At 38.5% G+C, this 17,608-nt stretch carries 18 protein-coding genes; 11 read left to right on the top strand and 7 right to left on the bottom strand.

Annotated elements, in window-relative coordinates; all coding sequences use genetic code 11:
• The first annotated feature begins 19 nt into the window (after positions 1–19).
• From sipW to N784_RS10815, 7 genes are all read left to right on the top strand, one after another.
• Positions 20–583, top strand: a complete 564-nt coding sequence (gene sipW, locus N784_RS10790; protein WP_156965233.1) for a signal peptidase I SipW — start codon at positions 20–22, stop codon at positions 581–583.
• A gap of 63 nt (positions 584–646) precedes the next feature.
• On the top strand, positions 647–1,243 hold the full coding sequence (locus tag N784_RS10795; RefSeq protein ID WP_036834843.1) for a CalY family protein: 597 nt from the start codon (positions 647–649) through the stop codon (positions 1,241–1,243).
• Between the two features lie 79 nt (positions 1,244–1,322).
• The gene (locus N784_RS10800; RefSeq protein ID WP_036834846.1) at positions 1,323–1,967 is read left to right on the top strand and encodes a TasA family protein; all 645 of its coding nucleotides are present in this window, start codon (positions 1,323–1,325) and stop codon (positions 1,965–1,967) included.
• A gap of 6 nt (positions 1,968–1,973) precedes the next feature.
• Positions 1,974–2,663, top strand: coding sequence for a sortase (locus tag N784_RS10805; protein WP_052127269.1), 690 nt, complete (start codon positions 1,974–1,976; stop codon positions 2,661–2,663).
• Complete coding sequence (locus N784_RS16325) at positions 2,660–2,791, top strand: anti-repressor SinI family protein (RefSeq protein ID WP_084600234.1); 132 nt, start codon at positions 2,660–2,662, stop codon at positions 2,789–2,791. Before N784_RS10805 ends, N784_RS16325 begins: the two co-directional genes overlap by 4 nt.
• Positions 2,792–3,291: 500 nt before the next feature.
• The gene (locus tag N784_RS10810) at positions 3,292–4,482 is read left to right on the top strand and encodes a ParM/StbA family protein (protein ID WP_036834848.1); all 1,191 of its coding nucleotides are present in this window, start codon (positions 3,292–3,294) and stop codon (positions 4,480–4,482) included.
• Between the two features lie 11 nt (positions 4,483–4,493).
• On the top strand, positions 4,494–5,093 hold the full coding sequence (locus tag N784_RS10815) for a hypothetical protein (RefSeq protein WP_036834853.1): 600 nt from the start codon (positions 4,494–4,496) through the stop codon (positions 5,091–5,093).
• A gap of 80 nt (positions 5,094–5,173) precedes the next feature.
• Here N784_RS10815 and N784_RS10820 read toward each other — a convergent pair whose 3' ends face one another.
• The 5 genes from N784_RS10820 to N784_RS10840 form a co-directional block, all read right to left on the bottom strand.
• Positions 5,174–5,788: a response regulator gene (locus N784_RS10820; protein WP_036834855.1), complete on the bottom strand. Its 615-nt coding sequence runs from the start codon at positions 5,786–5,788 to the stop codon at positions 5,174–5,176.
• On the bottom strand, positions 5,766–7,121 hold the full coding sequence (locus N784_RS10825; RefSeq protein ID WP_036834856.1) for a sensor histidine kinase: 1,356 nt from the start codon (positions 7,119–7,121) through the stop codon (positions 5,766–5,768). Before N784_RS10825 ends, N784_RS10820 begins: the two co-directional genes overlap by 23 nt.
• A 168-nt stretch (positions 7,122–7,289) precedes the next feature.
• Complete coding sequence (locus N784_RS10830) at positions 7,290–8,921, bottom strand: lactate permease LctP family transporter (RefSeq protein WP_036834858.1); 1,632 nt, start codon at positions 8,919–8,921, stop codon at positions 7,290–7,292.
• A 505-nt stretch (positions 8,922–9,426) separates the two neighbouring features.
• Positions 9,427–9,627: an H-type small acid-soluble spore protein gene (locus N784_RS16330; protein WP_084600236.1), complete on the bottom strand. Its 201-nt coding sequence runs from the start codon at positions 9,625–9,627 to the stop codon at positions 9,427–9,429.
• 326 nt (positions 9,628–9,953) lie between these two features.
• Complete coding sequence (locus N784_RS10840; protein WP_036834859.1) at positions 9,954–10,391, bottom strand: IDEAL domain-containing protein; 438 nt, start codon at positions 10,389–10,391, stop codon at positions 9,954–9,956.
• A 183-nt stretch (positions 10,392–10,574) separates the two neighbouring features.
• On the opposite strand from N784_RS10840, the gene N784_RS10845 reads away from it, so the two are divergent.
• Entirely contained in the window at positions 10,575–11,312 is a 738-nt protein-coding gene (locus N784_RS10845) for an alpha/beta fold hydrolase (protein WP_036834860.1), read from the top strand.
• Positions 11,313–11,340: 28 nt separating this feature from the next.
• Here N784_RS10845 and cysK read toward each other — a convergent pair whose 3' ends face one another.
• On the bottom strand, positions 11,341–12,270 hold the full coding sequence (gene cysK, locus N784_RS10850) for a cysteine synthase A (protein ID WP_036834862.1): 930 nt from the start codon (positions 12,268–12,270) through the stop codon (positions 11,341–11,343).
• A gap of 248 nt (positions 12,271–12,518) precedes the next feature.
• Between cysK and N784_RS10855 the strand changes: the two genes are divergently transcribed.
• Both N784_RS10855 and N784_RS10860 read left to right on the top strand, forming a co-directional pair.
• The gene (locus tag N784_RS10855; RefSeq protein WP_036834864.1) at positions 12,519–13,661 is read left to right on the top strand and encodes a glycosyltransferase family 4 protein; all 1,143 of its coding nucleotides are present in this window, start codon (positions 12,519–12,521) and stop codon (positions 13,659–13,661) included.
• Positions 13,662–13,703: 42 nt separating this feature from the next.
• A complete protein-coding gene (locus tag N784_RS10860) occupies positions 13,704–14,453 on the top strand; it encodes a 3-hydroxyacyl-CoA dehydrogenase NAD-binding domain-containing protein (protein WP_052127270.1) in 750 nt (249 codons plus the stop codon).
• Between the two features lie 46 nt (positions 14,454–14,499).
• On the opposite strand, the gene N784_RS10865 is transcribed toward N784_RS10860, so the two are convergent.
• Positions 14,500–15,717 (bottom strand): MFS transporter, encoded by a 1,218-nt coding sequence (locus tag N784_RS10865; protein ID WP_036834866.1) that lies wholly within the window; start codon positions 15,715–15,717, stop codon positions 14,500–14,502.
• 219 nt (positions 15,718–15,936) lie between these two features.
• On the opposite strand from N784_RS10865, the gene N784_RS10870 reads away from it, so the two are divergent.
• Entirely contained in the window at positions 15,937–17,469 is a 1,533-nt protein-coding gene (locus N784_RS10870; RefSeq protein WP_269745337.1) for a glycine betaine uptake BCCT transporter, read from the top strand.
• Positions 17,470–17,608: the final 139 nt, after the last annotated feature.

Genomic DNA, 17,608 nt, shown 5'->3' on the forward strand with positions numbered 1-17,608 from the left:
ATCTCTAGTAGAAAGGTGGATTTCTACCATGAAAAAGATAATAAGTACGACTGTAACTGTTATGTTATATAGCCTTTTAATTGTGATGATGCTTGTTGTAGTTGTTTCAAAAGCTTCAGGTGGTGAACCTTCTTTTATGGGCTATAAAGTGATGAGTGTGCTATCAGGATCAATGGAACCGACCTTTCAAACAGGCTCCATTATAGCCATTGATCCAAAAGAAGCAGAGCACATATATGATAAAGGCGATATTATCACTTTTAAGAAAGAAGAAGGTATTCTCGTTACGCACCGTATTACAGCGGTAAACGGGAAAGGTGACACGGTTACGTATGAAACAAAGGGCGATAACAACGACGCTGCTGATACTGAACCTGTTCGGACAGAAAATGTTGTTGGGGAATATACCGACTTTACGATTCCTTATGTAGGCTACTTTTTATCATTTGCTAATTCTAATTTAGGTACGTTGCTACTTATGCTCATACCTGGGATTTTATTGCTTATCTATTCAGGTGTGACGATTTGGCAAGCATTCTCTCAAATAGAGGAAAAGAGGGAGTCAGAACCAAACAGCATGTAATGGATTGTTCTCCTTGTACATACAAGGGTCAATATAAATAAATGATTAATAGGAGGAATTATCATGGGTTTAAAAAAGAAGTTAGGGTTAGGGATTGCTTCAGCAGCTTTAGGTTTATCTTTAGTAGGTGGAGGAACGTATGCATTTTTCAGTGATTCGGCAGAGGCGGAAGGATCATTTGCGGCAGGTACACTTGATTTAAATGCAGAACCGACAACAATTATTGACGTTGATAACTTAAAGCCTGGCGATTGGATGAACCGTACTTTTAAGCTAGTGAACGATGGTAGCTTGGATATCTCAGAAATTCTTCTTCATACAGATTATAGCGTAAATGACGCGAAAGGTGATAATAGTGGTGAGGATTTCGGCGAACATATCCGTGTGAACTTCTTATGGAACAATGATAAAGGAGACGGTGTTATTTGGTTTACAACATTGAAAGAATTGAAAAATATGTCTCCAGATGCAATTGAGAATAAGCTATGGTTCCCTTGGTTTGAGGAAAGAGGTGGCGACTTAGCTCCAGGAACTAGTGATGAATTATATGTACAATTTGAGTTTGTTGACAATGATGAGGATCAAAACCATTTCCAAGGTGACTCTTTAGATCTTACTTGGACGTTCGAAGCGAAGCAAGGTGAAGGGGAAGAAAGATAAGGAAAACAGGTGAAAAGGTGGGTATTCCCCGCCTTTTCTCTATTATATATTGAATAAATCTTACATGCGAGGTTAGCGTATGTTCTATCAAATAAATGTATTAAAAGTGCTGTCCATCTATTGTGTTATCGTGTTGGTTGTCGTTTTATATTTTCCATTTGGAGAAACGCGAGCAATAGAAAGTGACCCTATTATTGATATTTCAACCACACCAGCAGAGCGTTTTATTCGAGTTACAAATTTGAAGCCAGGAGACACTATAACTCGTTCACTTACGGTTCATAACGAAGGGAATGTTAATGTTCCCTACAGTTTTACAGCTCGTATGAAAAGCGGTTCACAAAAGCTTTACGAACAGTTAGAACTTGATATAGTAGCCGGTGGCGATGTTTACTATAGCGGCTCTTTAAGTGAATTTCAAGGGCTCTCTAATTTGTCATTAGCTAGGTCGAGTAGTGACACCTATGAAGTAAGGATTGAATTTCCCTATGAATCAGGTAATGAATTTCAAGGGCTTACAACGTCTACTTTGCTCACCTTTGTAGCAGAAGGAAACGAAACCATACCATCTTCTGGTGAAGGTTTATTCGCTGCATCAGGTCAACTCCCACAAACAGGTCAAGCTGCACCAATAGCAATATATGTGATTGGCAGTTTTCTTGTCGTTGGGGGAATATGTGTCTGGTTAATTACGAATAGACGTAATAATACGGAGCAAGAGTGAAAGTAAATGAGAAGGATTATGAATAGTTTCGCTACGTTCATAGTAATCATTGGAATTCTAATATTAAGCATTCCTATTTTGGAGAATAGGGCGGTTAAAATGGAGCAAAAAGGCTTGCTAAATAGACTGGAGACAGAAGGAGCTGACTCAGTTACGACAGACAGGCAAGTGGAGGAACGTTATGAGCAACTTAATGCTATCCTAGATGAAGGACAGCAGAGAGAAGAATCGACGAAACAAACGAAAGAAGCCGCACGATTATTGGGGAAAATTGAAATACCATCTATTGATATAGAGTTACCAATACTAGATGGAGCTAATATGGAGAATTTAGACATTGCAGTGGGCCGATTAAAAGGAACTGGTGTCATTGGAAAGAATGGAAATATGGCATTAGCGGCACACCGAAGTTATAAGTACGGAAAGTTATTTAATCGATTAGATGAAGTAGAAGTCGGTGATGGGCTTCAAATTGATACAGGGGGAAATACGTATGAATATGAAGTGAAGGACACATTTCGAGTTGTTCCGACAGATCTTTCTGTTCTAAAGGATACAAATCAGGAGTCTATCGTTACGTTAATAACTTGTGATCCAATTCATAACCCCACGCACCGTCTAATTGTTCAAGCGGAAATGAAAGACAAGTCAGATGCGTTGGGGACCGAAGCATCGCCTAGGGGGCCTGAAAGATGAGTAAGGAGCAACTATTAGATCCAGAGTGGGTTAATCTAATCATAAAGGCGAAACAACTAGGACTTAGCATGGATGAAATTCGTAGCTATTTGGAGACCCAAAGTACGACAAAAAAAGTAACATCTTAATCAAGGAAGCGGATTTTTAGCGGAGTATCGGATTGAAAAATGGACTTTATGTCTCTAGTACATGACTTAATGATGGAAAAAGAGCTGGATGTCGAAAGGTATGAAAGTGTGGAACATTAAGAAATCTTTTTGGAGTATCGAGAAAGTGATAATTAAATATCGAATAGAAGAGTATCCCGGTTAAATAGTAATAGTGTTTGACCGGGTTTCTTCATGTTAAGGTTTAGATGAAAAAAGAAAATAAACATTTTTGTATACATGTAAACGACAAAGAAAACATCCGTGTGCATTTTTGTGTTCATGTATACAAAATCGTATACGTAGCTTAATAGAGGCTTGTACACAAAATAGTAAACAAGTATACAATTTAAGTTTAGATGTATACGTTGTTGTAAACAATAGCTCTAGCGTTTTCTATCGGGTTGACTATTGATTGAATTTTCTATATTTTAATGGTAAGGTTTGAAAAAATATCTAGTTTAATAGAAAGGGAGATTCGTATGAGTCAATCGAGAGTAGCTGCTGTAGATGTAGGAAATGATGCATTGAAAGGTATTTTTGGTGATTTCGATTCAGAAGTGTATATTCCTAATGTTATTGCTAGGGATATAGAGGATCGTCCAATTATAGGTATTGAGGATTTAGATACGAAAGACCCTCTTGATGGGCTACACATTCGAGTTCACTCTCCGGCCTTACAGGAAAATAACGTCATCTATCGAGTGGGAGACCTAGCTACAAAAAGTGATAATGCATCTGAATTAGATCCTGGCAGTAGTAAGTCCCAAGAGGATCAGACGTTAATTATGCTGTTTGCTTCCATAGCGCTAGATGCTGTTCAAGAAGAGAACCGTCAATTGTTTAAACGAAATAATGGAGTAGTAGAAGCGAGCTATACACTTGGAACAGGCTTGCCTTTACGTGAAGTAAAAGAAGGAAAAGATGTCGCATATCGCTCTAAATTGTTAGGTGCTGTTCACCAAGTAGAATTCCTTGTTACTCCAAAGCACCAAGGAAAGAAAGTGAATATTAAATTTGATGAAGTAAAAGTATATCCTGAAGGCTTTGCCTCTTTCATAAACTTAGTTATGGATAATAACTTAAATGTCATTAATAAAGACTTAATTGATAAGCGTATAATCATTCAAGATATCGGTGGCTTGTCCACGGATATAGCAGTTATAAAAAATAGAAATGTGGATGATGATAAAGCTCAAGGGTTTAACTTGGGAGTGTCGGAATCGCTAGAGAAGATTAGAGAAGAGATACGTACGAAACACGGTGTAGAACTTGATAGTCGCCGGGATATTGTGGATATTATTACGAAAAAGAACGACCGAAATCATATTATGGTCAAGGGAAGCAGAACGAGCGTACATGATATTACGGATCGCATTTTGCTAGAACTCGCTAAGAAACAATACCGTCATTTAAGAAATGTGTGGCAGAAAAACTCTCAAACGGAAATTGCCTACTTCGTTGGTGGAGGATCTGTTGTATTAAAAGAGTATATTAAATCAATTAATAATAAATTAGATGGGTACAATATTGATTTCTTTGAAGATTATAAAGAAAGTATTTGGATGATGGCAAATGCCTACTATAAACTAATTAAAGACTTCCGTCGTAAAAACGGTCTAGAAGCTTCAAAGAAAGGTGCATCTAAACAACAAGCTACAACGTCAAAGTAAGGTGAGGAACAATGAAACAGAACAAGATAGAACGCGGACAAGCTATTACGTTTCGTATCCCTTCTGACACCCCTGATCATGTGATGCGTCAACTACAGCAATTAAAGGAAACGGAACGTCGTAATTTTTCAAGTACGATAGCTCGTTACGTCGTTCAAGGCGTTAGTGAATCGACAAAGAATGACCGTGAAACGATTTCGATCCCTTTACCGAAAACGTTAACGAAAGCGCAACGAGATTGGTTAAAGCATGAGTATTCAGAAGCGTTACTAGGGAGTATTCTTTATCAACTTATTTCCGATCCAGTTCGCTCTAGTGCTTTGCTAGCATCTCTAAATAGCAATGCTTTAAATATAGACGATGCGCTGTATTTACAAGAAACGGAACGTAAAGAGCGTGTTACTAAGGAAAACGAGGTTTATTCCCAACAAGATGAACTATCATCAGCTCAAGAGTCGGATCCTTTAATAGATGATTTAGATGTATTATCTTGGGAATCAATGAATGAAGAACTGGAAACAACGCAAACAATCTCTAATTCAACAGCAGAGGATGAGACACTTGCTGTTGATGATTTTCTAGGGAGCTTTTTAGACAAAATGAATAAGTAGCAACAAGGCAAAGCTGATATTGTACTAGCTTTGCCTTGTTGTAGGTGGGGGGATTTTGTTCAATATTTTCCGGGAAATATTTACGCATACCACTGATAGAGTTTTTTTGGTCTTCCTACCTTTTGGTGACTTAACACTTGTTTGACTTTTCCTTGCTCTAGTAAATACAGTAAGTAACGATATACCGTTGGGTAAGCTAAATTAACATGCTTGGAAAGTTCATCCACTGCAATAGGGTGTGGATGGGCTTTTAAATGTGTTGATATGTGTTGCAACGTTTGGCTACTAATTCCTTTAGATGGATAGAATGCTTCCTGGTTTTTCACTTTTTGCATGTTGGCTAACTGAGCATGGAGCTGAATACGTGATATGATATCTGGAGCTTTAACTGGTTTCAAGGCGAAATCAGTCGCACCATTTTCAAGGAATTGATCGGCAACCTCTTGACGCTCATCTACAGTTAATACAAGAATAGGGATCATATCATTAAGTTTGCGCATTGCTTTAACTGTTTGGAGCCCGTCTAATTCAGGCATATGATAATCGATTAGAATGACATCATACGTATATTGACGAAATAAATCTAGCCCTACATTTCCGTTTTCCGCAGTAGTAGGTGTCCATTTGGCGTGATGACAAATTTCCGTTAACATGTAACGTAGTGAAGAGTCATCATCTATAATTAGTATGTTCATGGCGTACACACTCCTTCGGTAATTTAATCCAAATAATGGTCCCTATCTGTTTCGAGCTACTAATATGAAGCGTCGCATCATGCTCTTCCACTACATTTTTTACAAAGGTTAATCCGACACCAGGATGCGCTTTCGTACTATATCCAGCTCGCAAAATGTTCTTTTGTTCCTTATGCGTCATGCCTTTTCCATTATCTTCTACACCAAGCTTTACGTGCTGTTTATCCTCTGCCGTATGAATGGTAATATGTGCATCTTGTATTCCCTCTACTGCGTCACATGCGTTATCAATAAGGTTAATGATGGCTCTTGTCATGCGAATTTTGTTTATAAATATTTCTGTTTGTTCTCCTGCACCTAATTCAAAGTGGAAGTGAATGTCAGAATAGGATAGCTTATTGGCGCGTACATAGCCGATAAGAAGCTTCAAAGAACACCAGTTTTTCTTATCTTTATAAAGAATTTCTGACACCATGTTACTAGTGGATTCAATCGAATTAGAAATGCGTTCGGTATATGCCAGAATAGCCTTATCCTTTGTTTTTAATTGGATTAATGAGTTGAGTCCTTCAATTAACGCAAGAGGGGTTTTTAAATCATGAACTAAGTGCAACGCTTCCCGTCCAGACCTAGATTCAATTATTTCCCCGCGAGCTAGGTGTAAATTGTGTTTCATTAGTGTTTTTTGTTCAGAAACGGTTAAATAAATGACGAGTACTAAGGTGTTAATGGTAAATACACAGCACAGTAATAAACTATAAAAAGATAAAGCAGAATCCATACCTATTTGTGAGGCGATGATTTTTAATTCAGAAGAAATCGGGCCACCACCAAATCCAAAAGGCGTCAACCAAACGACGACGTCTAACCATTGCAAGCCGAAAATGAGTTGAATGAGAATAAAACCTTTTAATACAGGGCGGAGATTGCCGTTACTTATAAATTGCAACACGATAATTGAACATACGAGTAAAATGGCAGGTCCGCCAAAGTGATAACGTAATGGATTATACAAATTTATAAAGAAATAAACGAAAGGAATGACGACAATGGGGATGGCTACCTTTAACCAAGGTCGCTCCAATCTTACACTTAGCTCATCTCCTAGTAACAATGCTCCAAGATAATGAGGCAGTGCTCTGAATGTATTTAGCATAACGAGTAATATAGCAGTAAGCATTAGAGTATTCCCATTTGGATTTTCGCTTAATTTTTCCATCAATGAATGTAAGTCCACAGCGTCAGCACTTAACCATAGTGGCATCATAGTCCCCATTAAAATTAAGGTGATAGAGAACATGATGCGTTTGTTGTAAGAAAAAAATGATTTCATGGCATCCCTCTATTATTAGAATAGTCATAATTATGTAATAGCATTACTTTATCATATTCTTAGATGAAAATTAACAGCTTTCTTGGCAAATGATAGATGGAGGCTGAAGTGAGGATATAAAAAGAGCTTCCCGTACATAAACGAGGGAAGCTCTTCGAAGGTGGTTGATCACGTAATCAAAATCGATTGTAAGTAAGTGATCACGCCTGTAATAATTAAAAGCACCATGCTGTACTTTAATGTGAAGCGGAATAGCTCGGATTCACGTCCAACTAATCCAACCGCACCTGATGCAATAGCAACGGATTGTGGTGATAACATTTTGGCCATCACACCACCTGCAGTATTCGCTGCTACTAACACGATAGGTAAGACGTTTATTTGTTCGGCAGTAATTTGTTGCAAGCTACCAAACAGGGCGTTATTGGAAACAACAGAACCTGTTAAGAATACGCCAATCCATCCAACGAAAGGAGATAGGAATGGGAAGAAGTTTGCTGTTTCTGCTAATGCTAGTCCTAAAGTAGAAGATTGACCGGAATAGTTTGCGATATATGCAAATCCAATAACCATCATAATTGTAATAATTGGTTTAGATAATTCTTGTATAGTTTCTTTCAAAGTTGCCATTACCGTTTTAAATGGAATTCTTAAATACAAGATTGAAAAAATGGCAGCAAAAACAATCGCAGTACCAGTTGCTGATAGTAAGTCAATCGTTAATATTGCTGGATAAGGCGTTGCTTCTGGCACGATAGGTTGTCCTTTAATGACTTGATTGTGCAGTCCAGGAATCGTGATTTTGAAGATTGTACCAGATAAAGGTCCACCTTCAGCAAATAATTTTTTAAACACTGGCAGGCTCCATACGGTTACCATAACAGTTAAAGCAATAAATGGAGACCACGCTTTTGCAATTTTCTTTGCGGATAAGTCCTTCATATCTAGCTCTTCATTATTTCCTTTAACTTCTAAAACCATTTCCTCTTTTGGTTGCCAAACTTTTGTAAATAACGTGATGGCAACTAGACAAACGATAGCAGATGTAATATTAGGAAGTTCTGGTCCGACAAATGTTACAGTTAAATACTGCGTGATACCATAAGATGCTCCAGCTACAAAGGCTACTGGCCACACTTGTCGAAGCCCTTTGAATCCGTCTAAAATAGCGACAAGCAAAAATGGGATAGCGAAGGAAATAAACGGCAATGATAAACCGAGCAATTTAGAAATAGTCATAGGATCGATGCCACTTACTTCACCTGCTACAATAACAGGAATCCCCATTGCTCCAAATGCTCCAGAAGCAGTGTTAGCTATTAAACAAAGTCCAGCTGCCACTAACGGATTAAATCCAAGCCCAACTAATAGCGCTGCTGTAATAGCTATAGGAGCACCAAATCCTGCTGCACCTTCTAGGAAAGCATTAAACGCAAAAGCGACAAGTAACATTTGAATGCGCGCATCATTTGAAATCGATGCAATGGAACTACGCACTACATTAAATTGTCCACTTTTTACGGATAGTTTATATAAGAATACAGCCGCAATTACAATGTAGCTAATCGGCCAAAACGAAAATCCAAAACCATAAACAGTAGCTTCAGCAGCCATCGTCGTCGGCATGTCATAAACTGTAATAGCGATAATAAAGGATAGTATAACAGTTAGAAATGATGCGATCGTGGCGCGCATTTTTAAAACAGTTAAAGCTAAAAAGAAAAATAAAATTGGAATAAAAGCTACGAATGCAGATAACCAAATATTATTTAATGGATCGTACACTTGAGTCCAAGTCATGTCACTCACCCTCGTTGTTTTTATTGTGAATCATGTAACACGTATAGTGTAAGACATCAGATGACCATACGAAAGGTAGAATATGGAATGCAAAGGTTTTCTTATCGAAAAAAGCATGCTCTGTCATGAATTTGACAAAAATTGTTGGAACTCGTGCCAATTTTAGAACACTAACTGGCAGTAGTGGACAAATTGTGCACGAAATTCGGGAAATGTGCGCGGAATTCGGGAAATGTGCGCGAAATCCGGGAAATGTGCGCGAAATCCGGGAAATGTGCGCGAAATCCGGGAAATGTGCGCGGAATCCAGGAAATGTGCACGAAATTCAGGAAATGTGCGCGGAATTCGAGAAATGTGCACGAAATTCAGGAAATGTGCGCGGGATCCGGGAAATGTGCGCGAAATTCGGGAAATGTGCGCGGAATTCGGGAAATGTGCGCGAAATCCGGGAAATGTGCGCGGGATTCGGGAAATGTGCGCGAAATTCAGGAAATGTGCGCGAAATTCAGGAAATGTGCGCGGAATTCGGGAAATGTGCGCGAAATTCGGGAAATGTGCGCGAAATCCAGGAAATGTGCGCGGGATTCGAAATGCGGGCGGTGTCATTATGTTCATCAACATGCTGGATGTAGATAGGCATGCCGTTATAGGAAACGTTGGCCATAATTGGCGATTGTGCGATTTCGGTTGCTCGTTGTTTGTTCATTAACTCGTCCTCCTTACGCTCTTATTGTAAATGAAGGCGAGGGCTATTATTCATGTAAATAAAGGAAATGGAAGGCCAATCCACAAAGCTTAAAGGGTGTGGAAATGAGGTGAAGTGCCATACAGTTATGTTTAAAACGGGGCGAAGCAAGAAGGAGAATAGGTGTGAAGAGTTTAATAAAGAAGGCATAACATAGATGTTTTTGTTGATTTTTGCCAACAAGAATATCCTCGGTATCCATTTGAATAATTTCTCTGGGAACCCAGGATTCTTTTGTTTTATAATCTGTCTAGTTCATCTCTTTCTTTGATCGGATGGACTTTATGTTAATGAAAATGCTGATTAAAATAAGAGGATAGTGTCAAAAATGTAGGTTTGTCACGCTCATCTAATGCGTTATCAATAAGTCTAAGGGCATTTTCCCGTTCTAAATAATATATAATTTGATCCATCTTTCTTAAGGATTTCGGATCTAAGTAGCGACTAGCAATGGAATTTACGTGCGTTAGGAAGTCGGGTAAATCCATTAATTCTTGCATGGAGATTTGCATCATATGTTTGCCTTTTTGAAACACTAGTATGTCCTCAATGTTCGTTATTCTCTTTGTTTTTCTGTTAACGACAATCTCTCTACCTTCAATAGGTATAAACTGATATAAATCATCCCCAAAATGAATAGAGAAATATTGATAAGCTAACATAATACGAATACACGTTGTTTCGTGCTTTACATAGAAAGGTTTTAGCATTCGAACCGATAACATATTCTTCCCCTCCTTTTATCAGAATATTTTGTTATTAGAATATGCAATGGAGGAACGAGTGGTTAAGGATTTCTCATTCATAAAAGGTAAATAGAAGTAGTGTGGATAGTAGACTTTCGCTCATAAAGGGTGCATTATACGTCCATATTAAAATAAAAGGAAGATAGGAAAGGGGAATGGGTAATGTTGTTTTATAAAGACTTAGGGTCAGGTGTTCCGATTTTGTTTATTCATCCTCCAGGTATGGGACATAAAGTGTTTCGTTATCAACAAAGCTTATCAACAAAGTATCGAGTGTTATTAATGGATTTAAATGGTCATGGACAATCTGACGTGCGTACTACGACGAGTGTGGAACAATTTGTTCTGGATGTCAAATCTGTACTAGATCATGGCCATATCGAGCAAGCAGTTATTTGTGGATATTCGGCAGGAGGAATGATTGCCCAGGCATTTGCACTTGCTTTTCCCAATAGAACGCTTCGTTTAGTATTAGCTGGAGGGTTTCCGAAAGTTTCCTCTCGTATATTAGATGCAGAATTTCGACTTGGTATGTGGCTAATAAAGCGTAATCCTGAAAAGTTAGCTGAAATAATTGCCAAAGGTCATTCGCAAATGAAGCAGTTTCAATTAGAATTACAGCACTATATGTTAAAAGCAAATCGTCACGTGTGGTATCAATTTTATCAAGCTACGTACCATTATGATTGCTCTCATAGTCTACACAATCTTATGATGCCTATTTTATTAGTTTATGGAAAAAGAGAAGTGTGGGTTAAGAAGCATCTTTCCATGTATGAAGTGTGCCCAAATTGTACCCTATATGAAATTCCACAATCATTTCATCAAACACCAACGAAAACGCCACTTGAATTCAATCAGGCCATTGATTATTTTGTGCGAGTAGAAGAAAGAGGCTAACAACGGATCCGTTAACCTCCTTTACATATTAAAAACGAAATAAATCACCTGATAAATATCTTTCTCCTGTATCTGGTGCGATGACAACAATAACTTCGCCTGGTTGCTTCCGCTTGGCCACTTCAATTGCGGCATAGCATGCAGCTCCAGCAGAAGGGCCTACAAGGATTCCTTCTTTACGAGCAAGTTTCCTCGTTATGTCATAAGCATCCTCATCTGTAATTTGAATTATTTCATCATACACATCTTCATTTAATATTTGTGGTATAAAGCCTGGGCTTGTACCGACGAGCTTATGTTTACCTGGCTTTCCACCAGAAAGTACCGGAGACCCTTTAGGTTCAACGACATGAACCGTTACATTCTTAAAATGCTCTTTCAACGGTTCTCCTGTACCGGTAACAGTTCCGCCTGTACCTGCTGTTGAAACAAATGCAGCAAGAGGCTTACCTAGTTGCTCCATTGCCTTCATAATTTCAGTAGCTGTTGTGTGTCGATGAGCATCAGGATTAGCTTTATTCTCAAACTGCATTGGAATGAAGCTGTTAGGAATTTGTTCAGCTAATTCGTTCGCACGTTTAATCGCGCCGGGCATTTTCTCTGCTCCTGGTGTTAATTCAACTTCTGCTCCATAAGCTTTCAATAAGTTAATACGCTCTTGAGTCATTGTATCAGGCATAACGAGTATAGCGCGGTAACCTTTCGCAGCTGCATTCATTGCCAAACCGATACCTGTATTCCCGCTAGTAGGTTCAATAATGGTTGAACCTTCTTTTAAATGACCAGCTTTCTCCGCTTCTACTATCATATTGTAAGCCGCACGATCTTTTACACTGCCGCTTGGATTAAACATCTCTAGCTTTACATAAACATCTGCTCCCTCTTTAGAGGTGATGTTATTTAATTTCACTAAAGGAGTATCCCCAATTAGATCGGACATATTGTTTACAACGCGCATGTTTTCACTCCTCATTTGTTTTTCGATTATTGTTTATTTTACTACATTGTACGCCCAGACTCATTCTATACGCAAACTTTGCTTAGGTTAAAACATTAAAATAATTAAATGTATGTAAAAATTGAAAAAATTTCTATAACTAAATTTTACAAGAAATTGATAAAATCATCATATTGATTGTATATACTATATAGCAAGGTGAGTGTAGGAGAGGATTATAATTTCAACGTAGGAATGGGGGAGTCTTAGTGAAAATCGCTATTTTTACAGACACGTTTACACCACAAGTGAATGGGGTTGCACGTACATTTCAACGTTTTGTAGATTATTTAAATCAACAAGGGATAGAATATCGTTTGTTCGTTCCAGATGCGAAGGATGAGGATTTATTCTCTAATCAGATTCATCGTTTTACAAGTATTCCGTTTTACCTTTATCCAGAATGTCGCTTTTCCTTTCCGAAAATGCATCACATTCGAAAGCAGCTGGAGAGTTTTCGCCCAGATCTCATTCATATTGCTACACCGTTTAACATTGGTTTGAGTGGGTTGTATTATGGCAAAAAGCTAAATATTCCAATTGTAGGTTCTTATCATACGCACTTTGATCGTTATTTACAATATTACGATTTGCAATTTTTATCTAAGTGGATTTGGAAGTACATGCGCTGGTTCCATCAGTCTTTTCGTTCTACATTCGTTCCTTCTCAAGAAACGAAGCAACAATTATTACAACAAGGCTTTCATAACATCGGGATATGGAGTAGAGGAGTGGATTGTCAGCTGTTTCAACCTTTGTATAATACAGATGAAGTGCGTCGTCAATACAATATTAAAGCGCCCCACATTCTATCTTACGTTGGTCGATTAGCACCTGAGAAAGACTTACACACATTAATGGCTACGGCTAAGCAATTGCCATCTCATATTCAGCAACAAGTGCACTGGATTATTGTTGGTGATGGACCGATGGCTACAGAATTAAAAGAGAAAGCACCGTCTAATATGTCATTTACAGGTTATTTAAAAGGAGAAAGGTTAGCGGAAATATATAGTGCTTCTACTTTGTTTGTATTTCCTTCAACAACGGAAACCTTTGGGAATGTTGTGTTAGAATCGCTTGCTTGTGGTACTCCAGCAATCGGTGCCAAAGCTGGAGGCGTACAAGAAGTAATTACACACCAAACAAATGGGTTGCTTTGTGAACCGAATAATGAAATGCATTTCGCACAAGCAATAACGCGATTAATTAGTAATGACATAGAACGGAAAAGGATGAGTGATGACGCGAGGGAGGCTGCACTTCAACGGTCATGGGCAGCAATATTTGAAGACTTATTATACCAGTATGAAAGAGCTATTCATATGCAGGAACAATCTGTTGCATTATGAGGGTGATGCTATAGAAATAGTTAGGAAGGGTTCGGTGGTTTAATGAAAAACATAGCAGTAGTAGGTGCAGGCTATGTTGGTGTTGTAACAGCGGCTTCCTTAGCAAATATGGGGCATTACGTTGTTTGTATTGATAAAGAAGAATCTGTTATATCAAAATGGAGAGAGGGCACAGCGCCATATGCGGAACCAAGATTACAACAACTATTAGAGCATAATAAGCTTGAAGGTAGGTTAACCTTTACGAGTCATTATGCTTGGGGAGTTCGAAATATGGATGTGGTGTTCTTAACTTCTGATTCCTTTGGAGCAAAAGGGGAAGCGGTAGATCTTGCCCATGTACAAAGGTTGGCGAGTAACATTGCCGAGCATCTCATCCGTGATGTTGTCGTTGTGAATCGCAGTGCGGTTCCTATTGGCACGAATGTTGCTTTACAGCGCTTTTTAACGAATTATAATAAAGGGAATGTGGTGGTAGATGTCGTCTATAACCCCTCCTTTCCGGCTGATTTGAAAGGTGTGGAGCAAATGTATCAAGGAAACCGTATTGTTCTTGGTGGGAATAATCGAGAGGCATTGTTGTTTGTAGAAGAGTTATATCGGCGTATGAAGCTATCTATTTTGAAGACGGATTTTAGCAGTGCAGAATTGATTAAATACGCTTCTGATACATTTACTACGTTGAATAATCAAGTATTACAAGAAATTTTATTACTATGTGAACAAGTTGGAGCGAACAAAGATGACGTTGTGATTGGTATTCATCGCAGCATGCATTCAATCTCTCTGTAAATAACCATGGAATGTTCCATGGTTATTTACTAAGTTTCCTATTCCATTAGTTATATTGTTTAATCCCACTTGTTTGCTTTTGTAACATGTAGGCTAGGCTAATTCCGCTTGCAAGTAATAAAATGGTTGTTGTAATAAATACCGATGTATATCCATATGCCCCTGCTAAGAAACCACCTAATGCTGGTCCTAGAATGTTGCCGAGAAAGCGTAAACTTGTACTGTAACCGAGCACTTCCCCTTGAATGGCAATAGGTGCAACTTGCCGAATATAGGCGGTTCGAACGGGAATAATCCCGCCGATCGTTATGCCAAGTAGAAAACGCAACGCAATTAGTTGCCAAATAGTAGAGACGAACCCTCCTGGTAAGTAAATAATTCCGGATGCAAGGAGTAAGCCGATTAAGACTTTTTCATAACCAATGTTGTCGGCGATTTCCCCCCATCTACGCGCCATTAATAAATTGCCTAGACCTGCCGCTGAGAAGGTAATGCCGGAGAAAAAAGCTAAATTGGCTAGTCCATGCAACTCGCTGACGTATAAAGCTAAAATGGGTTGAATACTAAAATGAGCAACTTGCACAAACATGGAAACAATCATTATCGTTACTAACATAGGTTGAGCCAGTATGTGAACTAGCACGTCTTTGCGACTGTATTGCTCGATAGATTTTTCCTTGGAATCGATGCGATATTCATGCACCCCAAATAAGACAAATAGAGCAGCGATAAACAAGGCAATAGATGTGAATTGAAACGTACTAGAAAAGCCAACAGTGTCTGCTAGCACGCCACCAAGTAATGGTCCCATTAAGCTACCAGTGACACTACCGGTTTGTAATGTTCCTAAAGCTCTTCCGGATAAGTGCTTTGGCGTTTGTGTAGAAATGAGTGCCTGGGACGTTGAGATAAACCCTGTAAATACCCCCATAAATAATCGTAGTAAAAAGAGTTGCATAACCGAGTGAATAGCGCCCATTAAGAAGACGCATAATGCTAAGCCGCCACCAGAAATAATTAATACTTTCTTTCTGCCATAACGATCACCAAATCGTCCCCAAATGGGAGAGAAGAGAAAAGCGGTAAAAAACGTAACTCCGAATATGAGACCAGACCATACTTGTACATATTGAGTGGAAAAATCCCCTAATGTTTCAATATATAAAGATAGAAATGGCATGATCATAGTCATGCTACCTGCAATGAAGAAATTGGAAATCCACATAATAAGTAAATTTCGCTTTGCAACAAGTTCTTTATCCATAAGGAAACCTTCTTTCATTTCAGTGAAATGACTCATCCCTCTAAATAGTATTACTATATCAAAACTTGCTTCATGAAAAAACTATTTGACATGGTAGCTAATATACGAGACCATTTTTATTGTTTAGCAAATGTAAATAGTGGGTATAAAGAAGTGTCAATAGTTTAACAATAATTGCGAGTGTATGTGAAGTAGAAATGTGATGAGAGGGGAAATGTTGTGGCGAATGGTTTGAGTAAAAAAGTAACAATCGTATTTTGGATTACGATGGCAATTGCTGTGCTATCTGTTCTGTGGGGAGTAATTGCCCCTAACCATTTACAAGAAGTTACCGGAGCGATTCGTGATTTTATAACGGTTAATTTTGGATGGTATTATTTAATTATCGTAACGTTATTTGTATTATTTTGTATTTTTGTTATTTTAAGTCCTTTTGGGGCGATTAAATTGGGAAACCCAGATGATGAGCCGGATTATAGCATGCCTACGTGGTTTGCCATGTTATTTAGTGCAGGTATGGGAATCGGGCTCGTTTTCTGGGGGGTGGCTGAACCGGCTTCGCACTTTGCAACGAATCCACCAACAGCAGAACCAGGATCAACACTTGCTTTAAGAGAATCGATCAAGTATTCGTACTTTCACTGGGGAATTCACGCTTGGGCAATTTATGCATTGGTGGCATTAACGCTTGCATATTTCAAATATAGACATGGAGCACCCGGATTAATTAGTGCAACGCTTTACCCGCTCTTAGGTGATAGAGTATACGGTCCTTTAGGGAAGTTTATTGATGTAATTGCCGTGTTTGCTACTGTTATTGGAGTAGCCACAACACTCGGTTTTGGAGCGGCGCAAATTAATGGGGGACTTACGTATTTATTTAATATTCCTAATGAATTCTGGGTACAGTTCATTATTATTGCCATTGTAACGGTCTTATTTATGTTGTCAGCCTCTACCGGTTTGAGTAAAGGGATTAAATATTTAAGTAATGCGAATATGTACTTAGCGTTAGCGCTTTTTGCCTTTATGCTTGTAGTAGGTCCAACGTTACAAATATTAAACGTATTTACAGATACAATTGGCGCATATTTAAATGATGTATTGGAAATGAGTTTTCGTTTAGAGCCAACAAGTGATCATGATCGAGTATGGATACAAGATTGGACGATATTCTATTGGGCATGGTGGATTGCTTGGTCGCCATTTGTAGGCATATTTATTGCTCGTGTTTCGAGAGGTAGAACGATTCGTGAATTTTTAATGGGTGTATTGCTCGTTCCTACATTAATTGGATTCTTATGGTTTGCTACGTTTGGTATGTCAGCGATTAATTTAGAGATGAACGGAATTGCGGCGATTTCTGAGTTGCCGATGGAACAAGCATTATTTGGTACTTTGGCAGAGTATCCATTAGGTGTTATAACTTCCTTTATTGGATTATGTTTAATTGGAACATTCTTCATTACTTCTGCTGACTCGGCTACCTTTGTATTAGGGATGCAAAGTACAAATGGATCATTGAATCCTTCCAACCCTGTTAAATTCAGTTGGGGGTTAGCGCAATCGGGTATGGCGGCGATTCTGTTGTTCACAGGTGGATTAACAGGATTACAGAACGCGCTCATTATCGCTGCTTTGCCGTTTTCTATCATTATGTTAATGATGATGTTCTCGTTATATAAGTCACTTAGTGAAGAGCTTGCGAAGTTAAGAAAACAGAAGAAGTACAGTAATGATGATATATCTTAAGAAGGTTGCTGTTCGTTCAGGGGACGGCTTCTTATTTGAAGTTTGAAATGGACTTAGATAGAAATAAAACGAGACAAGGAGGTGATAAACTTCCTTGTCCTTTTAAGGTGTGCGCCCTGCATGGGCGAAAACTTGGTGG

It is taken from the genome of Pontibacillus litoralis JSM 072002 (assembly GCF_000775615.1).
Lineage (GTDB): Bacteria > Bacillota > Bacilli > Bacillales > BH030062 > Pontibacillus > Pontibacillus litoralis.